Source organism: Hominisplanchenecus sp. (assembly GCF_046967715.1).
GTDB classification, from domain to species: Bacteria; Bacillota; Clostridia; order Lachnospirales; family Lachnospiraceae; genus Hominisplanchenecus; species Hominisplanchenecus faecis.
In genome coordinates, this window is the sequence record NZ_JBKVNQ010000022.1 from 28,459 (window position 1) to 37,896 (window position 9,438).

A 9,438-nucleotide genomic window follows, 5' to 3' on the forward strand; every position below is an offset into this window, starting at 1 on the left:
ATATTTGGCATATGATTTCGCTGTGTATAGCTGTTTCCCACAAATAAAATGCGTGTGGGAGATGTTGGTGCTTCCCTGTGCCCTGCGGCATGTGCTGTGACAGGAATCCAGCACAGCATCATGGCAAGACAAACTATAAAAATCGATTTTTTGATCGGTAAAAACTTCTGCATCAGAATTCAGCAGCTGTCTGCAGGATCAGAACGGCATCGGAAGTGTCTGCAATACCGTCCTGGTTCATATCTGCACTTACGGTTGCAGCATCGTCCAGAGTATCAAGTTCAGCGGCAGAACGAAGCAGCAGTGCACTGTCGTCAGTAGTTACGCTGCCGTCGTTATTTACGTCGCCAAGCAGACGAACGTTTGCAACTTTTTCGGTCAGCAAGGTAACTGCATTGTTGATTGCATCCTGAAGTGCATCCGGGTTGTCATTCACTGCTTTTCCGGCAGCCAGAGCTTCTTCCAGACCGTTCAGTGTAGAAGATACATAGCTGTCTTTTGCAGCAACGATGGCTTCTGCTTTTGCGATGACAGCAACCAGAGCAGCTTTGTTTCCGACACGTTCCAGATTGGTGATCGCAGTGATGATATCAGCATATGCCTTGCCGATCGCCTCCGGTGCACGGTTCAGGTCATCAATGACGTCTTTTGCAGCATCCATTGCATCTTTCAGATCTTTATAGCTGTCGGATGTAAAGTCTTTTTCTTCCAGACCGCCTGCGGAAGCAACCAGTTTTTTCAGAGCGGCGAGGTCAGCTCTTTCAGCCATAGCAGCCAGTGCATCCAGCAGTGTGGAAGCAGCACGGTCAACTTCTGTCTGAGTAGCAGATGTGTTTGCATAAACAGCTTTTGCAGCTGTCAGAGCAGCTGTCAGATCTTCGGTGTTTTCATAATCAGCAGCACGTTCCAGAAGCTTGTCAGCAGCGTCGATGGCAACGTTCAGATGTGTTTTCTGAACACCGTATGCCAGGTTGTTGACTGCATCGACCAGAGCGGACACAGCACTGTCCATTTCTGTGATGGAAGCATTGGATTTGTCAAGAACAGCTTTTGCAGCAGTTAAAGCACTCTTCAGTGCAGCTGCGGAATCTGCTGTATAAACAGAAAGATCAGCGTCTTTCCATGTATTGTAGAAGTTCAGCAGTGAGTTTTCAACTGCATAATAGGAACTTGGTTCGACTGCATCGTAAGTCAGACCATAACCGAAAGCGTATTTGATATCGGATGTCATCTGACCATTTTCGATAACTGGAACATTAACCGGAAGTTTACCGGATGCAGCGAAGCGACCAAAGATAACTTCTACGCCGGCGATGATGTTCGGACCAAATGCATTATCCGGTTTCAGAGCTTCTGTCGGATCCATACCTTTGTTTCCGTATACAGCTACGATCGCATCAGAATCAGCATAGTTTGCAACATCATAAGGTTTGGAAATACTCATAACGATGGATTTCTTGCCCTGTGCTTTTGCGTATTCTGTGATAGCGGTCGGCTGTGTGGTCAGCCAGTTGGAAAAGTTTGTGGAAACTTCGGAAATAACGATCACGTAGTCGGCATCGTCAATTTTCTGTTTTACCTGGTCAAGGTTTGCAGAGGTGTAACGAAATGTCTCATAATCTACTTTTCCGCTGATGATGTGATCTGCGATCACACGTCTCATACCAAGTGCGAGTCCCGGAGTTTCGTTGTTGTATGCACCAAGCAGAAGCACTTTCTGTCCTGCCTGCGGTTTCAGCGGCAGAATATTGTCGTTATTTTTGATAACGGTAACAGCCTGGGCAGAAATATTTCTCTCAATGTCACGATTCTGTTCAGAACCAACCTGCTCGTTTGCAACGGCAAGTTTTTCCTCGTAAGTACGAGTATCGCTTGTGTAATTCAGGATGCCTCTCTTTTCTTTCAGAGAAAGGATTCTCTTAACAGATTCGTTGATGCGATCCACAGAGATCTCTCCGGAATTAACAGCAGCTTCTACGCCGTCCAGAATCGCATCCATTTTCGGCATATCTGCTTTGCTTCTGAGGATAGTCGGCATCAGGCAAATGTCAACACCGGCTTTGATGGCACGGATGCAGGCATCGGTTTCACCGAAGTTCTGAGAAATCGCATCCATGTTCAAGGCATCGGTTACGATGATGCCGTCATAGTGCATTTCGTTTCTTACAAGGTCAGTAAGAATGGTTTTGGAAAGCGTTGCCGGGAGACTGATCTCGGAACCGTCTTTCTTGGAAATGGCAGTTTCTTTTTCAACCTGTGGATACTGAATGTGTGCTGTCATCAGCATGTCTACGCCGTTGTCGATCATTTTCTGGAACGGAACGAGTTCACACTGTCTGAGTTCGTCCAGAGATTTGTCTACACAAGGAAGACCTGTGTGGGAGTCTGTAGCGGTATCGCCATGACCCGGGAAATGTTTGGCAGCAGTAGCGATGTTGTACTTCTGCATACCTTTCATGGCAGCAGTTGCCATGCTTCCTACCAGTTCCGGATCGCTTCCGTAAGAACGAAGGCCGATAACCGGGTTGGAAGGATTGCTGTTGACATCGGCAACAGGTGCAAAGTCTACGTTGATGCCGAGGGCACTCAGCTCGCGTCCGATCACTTCTCCGGACTGTGTTGCAGCGTCCGTGCTTCTGGTTGCACCGAGAGCCATGTTTCCAGGAAGAGCTGTTCCGCTTCCGAGACGGTAAACAATACCGCCTTCCTGGTCGATTGTCAGGAGCAGCGGGATGTTGCTGCCGTCCGTTCCGCCTGTGGCAGCTTCCTGAAGATCCGTTGTCAGTTTCAGTGTCTGATCTGTCTGAGCTACGTTTTCAGCGAAAAGAATAACTCCGCCGAAATCATAATCCTTGATGATCTGAGCCACTTCATCGTTTATCACCTGGAAATTTTTCTGTCCCGAGTCCGATTCTGTCTGCCATTTACGGAAATCAGGCATCATCATCTGGGCGATCTTCTGGCGGAGCGTCATTTTGCTCATCAGATTGTCGACAACAGAGGTTTCAGCAGCCGGGTCAGCAGGAGCAGCATTTACAGCTAATGTTCCCAGTGAGCTGACACACATAACGGCTGTCATTGCAGAAGCCATAAAGCGTTTGAGTGTGTTTTTCTTCATTTCTTTTCTCTCCTTTCATAAGATAAATATTAAAGATGTTGAGAATAAAAATGATGCCGGCGAATTGCTTCGTTATAAAGTGATGGACCCTCTCACTCTGGCATCATAACTCAAATTTATCATAGCATATTTAACTGAAAATTCAATGATGATATATGAAATATTTAGTACCTTTTGGCAAATATAAGATTGAGAAAATGACAAATAGAAAAAGAATATGTTTGTCAGGCAACTCTTATAGCTGAACAACTTTTTTGCCTTGACTTTTCCGGAATTTCTACTATATAATAGGGACAGACTAACAGGAAAATAACGCAGAAGAAGACAAGTACGTCTGTCGTAAAAGACACAGAGAGCTCCGGTGGGTGGGAAGGAGTACAAGTAACACAGGCGGAATATCACTTCGGAGTTGCAGACTGAAAGCTGTTTTACAGCATCGCTGAAAGTAAGTCGTGCCGGATTCCCCCGTTATCGGGAACGCATATCGCATTTTGTCGGTATGTTGTAACAGGTGGTTATGAGAGTATTGGCTGTCATCCTTTTACAGGATGGCAGCTTTTTGATTTATTCCTTATAATAAGGACAGGAGGTTGCTTATGTACGAAAAAGTTTCGACAAATCTGAATTTCGTAGACAGAGAAAAAAATGTTGAGAAATTCTGGGAAGAAAATCACATCTTTGAAAAGAGTATGGAAAACCGTAAAGAAGGTGAAACTTACACCTTTTATGACGGACCGCCAACAGCTAACGGCAAACCGCATATCGGACATGTTCTGACCCGTGTTATCAAAGATATGATTCCGAGATATCAGACCATGAAAGGCAAAATGGTTCCGCGTAAAGCCGGATGGGATACACACGGTCTGCCGGTTGAGTTGGAAGTAGAAAAAATGCTCGGTCTGGACGGAAAAGACCAGATCGAAGAATATGGACTGGTTCCTTTCATTGATAAATGTAAAGAGAGTGTATGGAAATACAAAGGCATGTGGGAAGATTTCTCCGGAACGGTTGGTTTCTGGGCTGACATGAAAAATCCGTATGTTACCTATGATGATAACTATATCGAGTCTGAATGGTGGGCACTGAAAACCATCTGGGAAAAAGGCCTGCTGTACAAAGGATTCAAGATCGTTCCTTACTGCCCGCGCTGCGGTACTCCGCTTTCTGCCCAGGAAGTGGCACAGGGTTACAAGGACGTAAAAGAACGTTCTGCTGTTGTACGTTTCAAAGTCAAAGACGAGGACGCTTACATTCTGGCATGGACAACCACACCATGGACACTGCCTTCCAACCTTGCACTTTGCGTAAACCCGGATGAGGATTATGTAAAAGTTCAGATGAAAGAAGACGGCCGTGTTTATTACATTGCACAGGCTCTGGCTGACAAGGTGCTCGGCGAAGATGCTTACAATGTACTGGAGAATTACAAAGGAACAGACCTGGAATATAAAGAGTACGAACCACTGTACAGCTGTGCAGCCGTTCATGCAGAAAAACAGAACAAAAAAGCATTTTATGTTGTTTGTGATACTTACGTAACACTGACAGATGGTACCGGTATCGTTCATATCGCACCGGCATTTGGTGAAGACGATGCGAAAGTCGGACGTAAATACGGACTGCCGTTTGTACAGCTGGTTGACGGCAAAGGTAACCTGACGGAAGATACACCGTTTGGCGGTATCTTTGTAAAAAAAGCAGATCCGCTCGTGCTGAAAGACCTCGATGAGAGAGGACTTCTGTTTGATGCACCGAAGTTTGAGCACAGCTATCCGCACTGCTGGAGATGCGACACTCCGCTGATCTACTACGCAAGAGAATCCTGGTTCATCAAGATGACAGCTGTCAAAGATGACCTGATCCGCAATAACAACACCATCAACTGGATTCCGGAAAGCATCGGTAAAGGACGTTTTGGCGACTGGCTGGAGAATGTTCAGGACTGGGGTATCAGCCGTAACCGTTACTGGGGAACTCCGCTGAACATCTGGGAGTGTGAGTGCGGACATCAGCATTCGATCGGAAGCCGTCAGGAACTGTTCGAAATGAGTGGAAATGAAAAGGCAAAAACCGTAGAACTGCACCGTCCGTACATCGATGAGATCACGATCAAGTGTCCGAAGTGTGGCAAGCCGATGCACCGTGTACCGGAAGTGATCGACTGCTGGTTTGACTCAGGAGCAATGCCGTTCGCACAGCATCATTATCCGTTTGAAAATAAAGACGTGTTTGAGAAACAGTTCCCGGCACAGTTTATTTCCGAGGCAGTTGACCAGACAAGAGGATGGTTCTATTCTCTGCTGGCAGAGTCCACGATCCTGTTCAACAAAGCACCGTATCAGAACGTTATCGTTCTTGGACATGTACAGGATGAAAACGGTCAGAAGATGAGTAAATCCAAAGGAAATGCCGTTGATCCGTTTGATGCACTTCAGACTTACGGAGCAGATGCGATCCGCTGGTATTTCTACATCAACAGTGCACCATGGTTGCCGAACCGTTTCCACGGCAAAGCCGTTCAGGAAGGACAGCGTAAATTCATGGGAACTCTGTGGAATACTTATGCATTCTTCGTTCTGTATGCGAATATTGATGAATTTGACGCAACAAAATATACATTAGACTATGACAAACTCTCCGTAATGGATAAATGGCTGCTCTCCAAGATGAACACCATGATTCAGACCGTGGATGACAACCTGGCAAATTACCGTATTCCGGAAACTGCAAGAGCACTTCAGGAATTTGTGGATGATATGAGTAACTGGTATGTACGCCGCAGCCGTGAACGTTTCTGGGCAAAAGGCATGGAGCAGGATAAGATCAATGCTTACATGACACTTTACACCGCTCTGGTAAATGTTTCAAAAGCAGCTGCACCGATGATTCCGTTTATGACAGAAGACATCTACCGCAACCTGGTATGCAGCATTGACAAGACTGCACCGGAAAGCGTACATCTGTGTGATTTCCCGAAGGCAGATATGGCTCACGTAGACAAAGAACTCGAAGCAAACATGGATGAAGTACTGAAGATTGTTGTTATGGGACGTGCATGCAGAAATACTGCAAACATCAAGAACAGACAGCCGATCGCAAACATGTTTGTCAAAGCACCGAAAGAACTGCCGGAATACTTCGCAGACATTATCCGTGACGAGCTGAACAGCAAGAAAGTTACCTTTACACAGGATGTAAAAGACTTTACTTCTTACAGCTTCAAACCGCAGCTGAAAACCGTAGGACCAAAATACGGCAAACTGCTTGGCGGTATCAAACAGGCACTTTCTGCACTTAATGGTAATCAGGCAATGGATGAGCTGAAAGACAAAGGCTCCCTCACGCTTGACATCAATGGCAGTGAAGTTGTATTATATGAGACAGATTTACTGATTGATACAGCACAGATCGAAGGCTATGTATCTGAGCAGGATAACGATATTACCGTTGTTCTGGATACCAACCTTACTCCGGAATTGATTGAGGAAGGATTTGTGAGAGAACTGATCAGTAAAGTCCAGACCATGCGTAAAGAGGCAGGTTTTGAGGTAATGGACAGAATCCGCCTGTATGCAGCTGACAACGAAAAGATCCTCACCGTCCTGAAAGACCATATGGATGAGATTAAGGATGAAGTCCTTGCAGATGAGATTGTTCTTGGAAGTATTGCCGGATACGAAAAAGAATGGAGTATTAACGGTGAAAGTGTACGCATGGGTGTTGAAAAGACACAGAAATAAGGAGGATTTGCTGTGAGCAAAAGATTTGACAAAGAAGTATTTATTGAGAGTGTGAAAAGCAACCTGAAAACACTGTACCGTCAGACACTGGTTGACGCAACAAAACAGCAGGTATTTCAGGCAGTATCCTATGCGGTCAAGGATACGATTATTGACAACTGGATGGAAACCCAGAAAGTTTACGAAGAAGAAGACCCGAAAATGGTTTATTATATGTCCATGGAGTTCCTGATGGGACGTGCCCTTGGAAATAACATGATCAACCTGACAGAGTACAAAGAAGTAAAAGAAGCTCTGGAAGAGCTGGGCTTTGACCTGAACGTGATCGAAGACCAGGAGCCGGATGCAGCACTTGGAAACGGCGGTCTTGGCCGTCTGGCTGCATGCTTCCTTGATTCTCTGGCAACACTTGGTTATGCAGCATACGGCTGCGGTATCCGTTACCGCTATGGTATGTTCAAACAGAAGATTGAAAACGGTTATCAGGTAGAAGTGCCGGATAACTGGCTGAAAGACGGTAATCCATTTGAGCTGCGTCGTCCGGAATATGCAAAAGAAGTAAAATTCGGCGGCTATATCCGTGTAGAATACGATGAAGCAACAAAACGCAACAAATTTATCCAGGAAGGTTATCAGTCTGTACGTGCAATCCCGTTTGATATTCCGATCGTTGGTTACAACAACAATGTAGTAAATACACTGCGTGTATGGGATGCAGAAGCAATCAACGACTTCCAGCTGGATTCTTTCGATAAAGGTGATTATCAGAAAGCCGTAGAACAGGAAAACCTGGCAAGAAATATCGTAGAAGTTCTCTATCCGAACGATAACCACTACGCAGGTAAAGAACTGCGTCTGAAACAGCAGTATTTCTTCATTTCTGCAAGTGTTCAGGCAGCTGTTGCAAAATATAAAAAGAATCATTCTGACATCCGCAAATTCTATGAGAAAGCAACCTTCCAGCTGAACGATACACATCCGACTGTTGCAGTAGCAGAGCTGATGCGTATCCTGCTTGACGAAGAAGGTCTGGAATGGGATGAAGCATGGGAAGTTACCACAAAGACCTGTGCATACACCAACCACACCATCATGGCAGAAGCACTGGAAAAATGGCCGATCGAGCTGTTCTCAAGACTGCTTCCTCGTATCTACCAGATCATCGAGGAGATCAACCGCAGATTTGTGGAAGAGATCCAGAAAAAATATCCGGGCAACCAGGAGAAAATCCGCAAGATGGCTATCATTTACGATGGACAGGTTAAAATGGCACATTTGGCTATCTGTGCAGGTTACTCTGTAAACGGTGTTGCTGCACTGCATACAGAAATTCTGAAAAATCAGGAATTAAAAGACTTCTATGAGATGATGCCGGAGAAATTCAACAACAAGACAAACGGTATCACACAGAGACGTTTCCTGCTTCATGCAAACCCGCTGCTGGCAGACTGGGTAACCGAACATATCGGTGATGAATGGATCACAGATCTGGCTCAGATCTCCAAACTGAAAGTTTATGTGGATGATGAAAAAGCACAGCAGGAGTTCATGAACATCAAATACCAGAACAAACTGCGTCTGGCAAAATACATCAGAGAGCACAACGGTATCGATGTAGATCCTCGTTCTATCTTCGATGTACAGGTTAAGAGACTTCATGAGTACAAACGTCAGCTGCTGAACATCCTGCACGTTATGTATCTGTACAATAAGATCAAAGATCATCCGGAAATGCCGTTCTATCCAAGAACCTTCATCTTTGGTGCAAAAGCAGCAGCCGGATATCGTCGTGCAAAACTGACGATCAAACTGATCAACTCTGTTGCAGATGTGATCAACAACGATAAGAGCATCAACGGAAAACTGAAAGTTGTATTTATCGAAGATTACCGTGTATCCAATGCAGAATGGATCTTTGCAGCAGCAGATGTTTCCGAGCAGATCTCCACAGCAAGTAAAGAAGCATCCGGAACCGGAAATATGAAGTTCATGCTGAACGGTGCACCGACACTGGGAACCATGGACGGAGCAAACGTAGAGATCGTTCAGGAAGTTGGAGAAGAAAATGCGTTTATCTTCGGTCTGTCCGCTCAGGAAGTTATCAATTACGAGAACAACGGCGGCTACAATCCGATGGATTATTTCAACAACGACCAGGATATCCGTCGTGTCCTGATGCAGCTGATCAATGGAGAATATGCTCCGGATGATCCAGAAAGATTCCGTGATATCTACGATTCTCTGCTGAACACAAACAGCAGCGACAGAGCAGATACTTACTTCATCCTGGCAGACTTCAAGTCTTACGCAGAAGCTCAGGAGAGAGTAGAAAAAGCATACCGTGACGAAACAGGCTGGGCAAGAATGGCAATGATGAACACCGCATGCAGCGGCAAGTTCACATCAGACCGTACCATCCAGCAGTATGTAGATGAAATCTGGCATCTGGATAAAGTGACCGTAGAAGCATAAAAGAATGATAAAGAAATAGCAAAAATGGGCAGTTGGATATGAAAAAGCCAACTGCCTGTTTTTATCTTAGTCGGAGAAGACTCCTATAAGTGGCGAGCAACAAATTTG

3 protein-coding genes are annotated in these 9,438 nt (G+C 45.4%); 2 read left to right on the forward strand and 1 reads right to left on the reverse strand.

What is annotated here, in order from left to right:
- Positions 1-172: 172 nt before the first annotated feature.
- A complete protein-coding gene (locus ACLTL4_RS04840; protein ID WP_412320293.1) occupies positions 173-3,118 on the reverse strand; it encodes a glycoside hydrolase family 3 N-terminal domain-containing protein in 2,946 nt (981 codons plus the stop codon).
- A gap of 596 nt (positions 3,119-3,714) precedes the next feature.
- On the opposite strand from ACLTL4_RS04840, the gene ileS reads away from it, so the two are divergent.
- Together ileS and ACLTL4_RS04850 are read left to right on the forward strand one after the other, a co-directional pair.
- Positions 3,715-6,858, forward strand: coding sequence for an isoleucine--tRNA ligase (ileS, locus tag ACLTL4_RS04845; protein ID WP_412320294.1), 3,144 nt, complete (start codon positions 3,715-3,717; stop codon positions 6,856-6,858).
- Positions 6,859-6,870: 12 nt separating this feature from the next.
- A complete protein-coding gene (locus tag ACLTL4_RS04850; protein ID WP_022118410.1) occupies positions 6,871-9,330 on the forward strand; it encodes a glycogen/starch/alpha-glucan phosphorylase in 2,460 nt (819 codons plus the stop codon).
- Positions 9,331-9,438 lie beyond the last annotated feature (108 nt).

Coding starts and splice junctions, on each gene's coding strand:
- ileS (WP_412320294.1), top strand. CDS start 3,715: ATGTACGAAAAAGTTTCGACAAATCTGAATTTCGTAGACAGAGAAAAA.
- ACLTL4_RS04840 (WP_412320293.1), bottom strand. CDS start 3,118: ATGAAGAAAAACACACTCAAACGCTTTATGGCTTCTGCAATGACAGCC.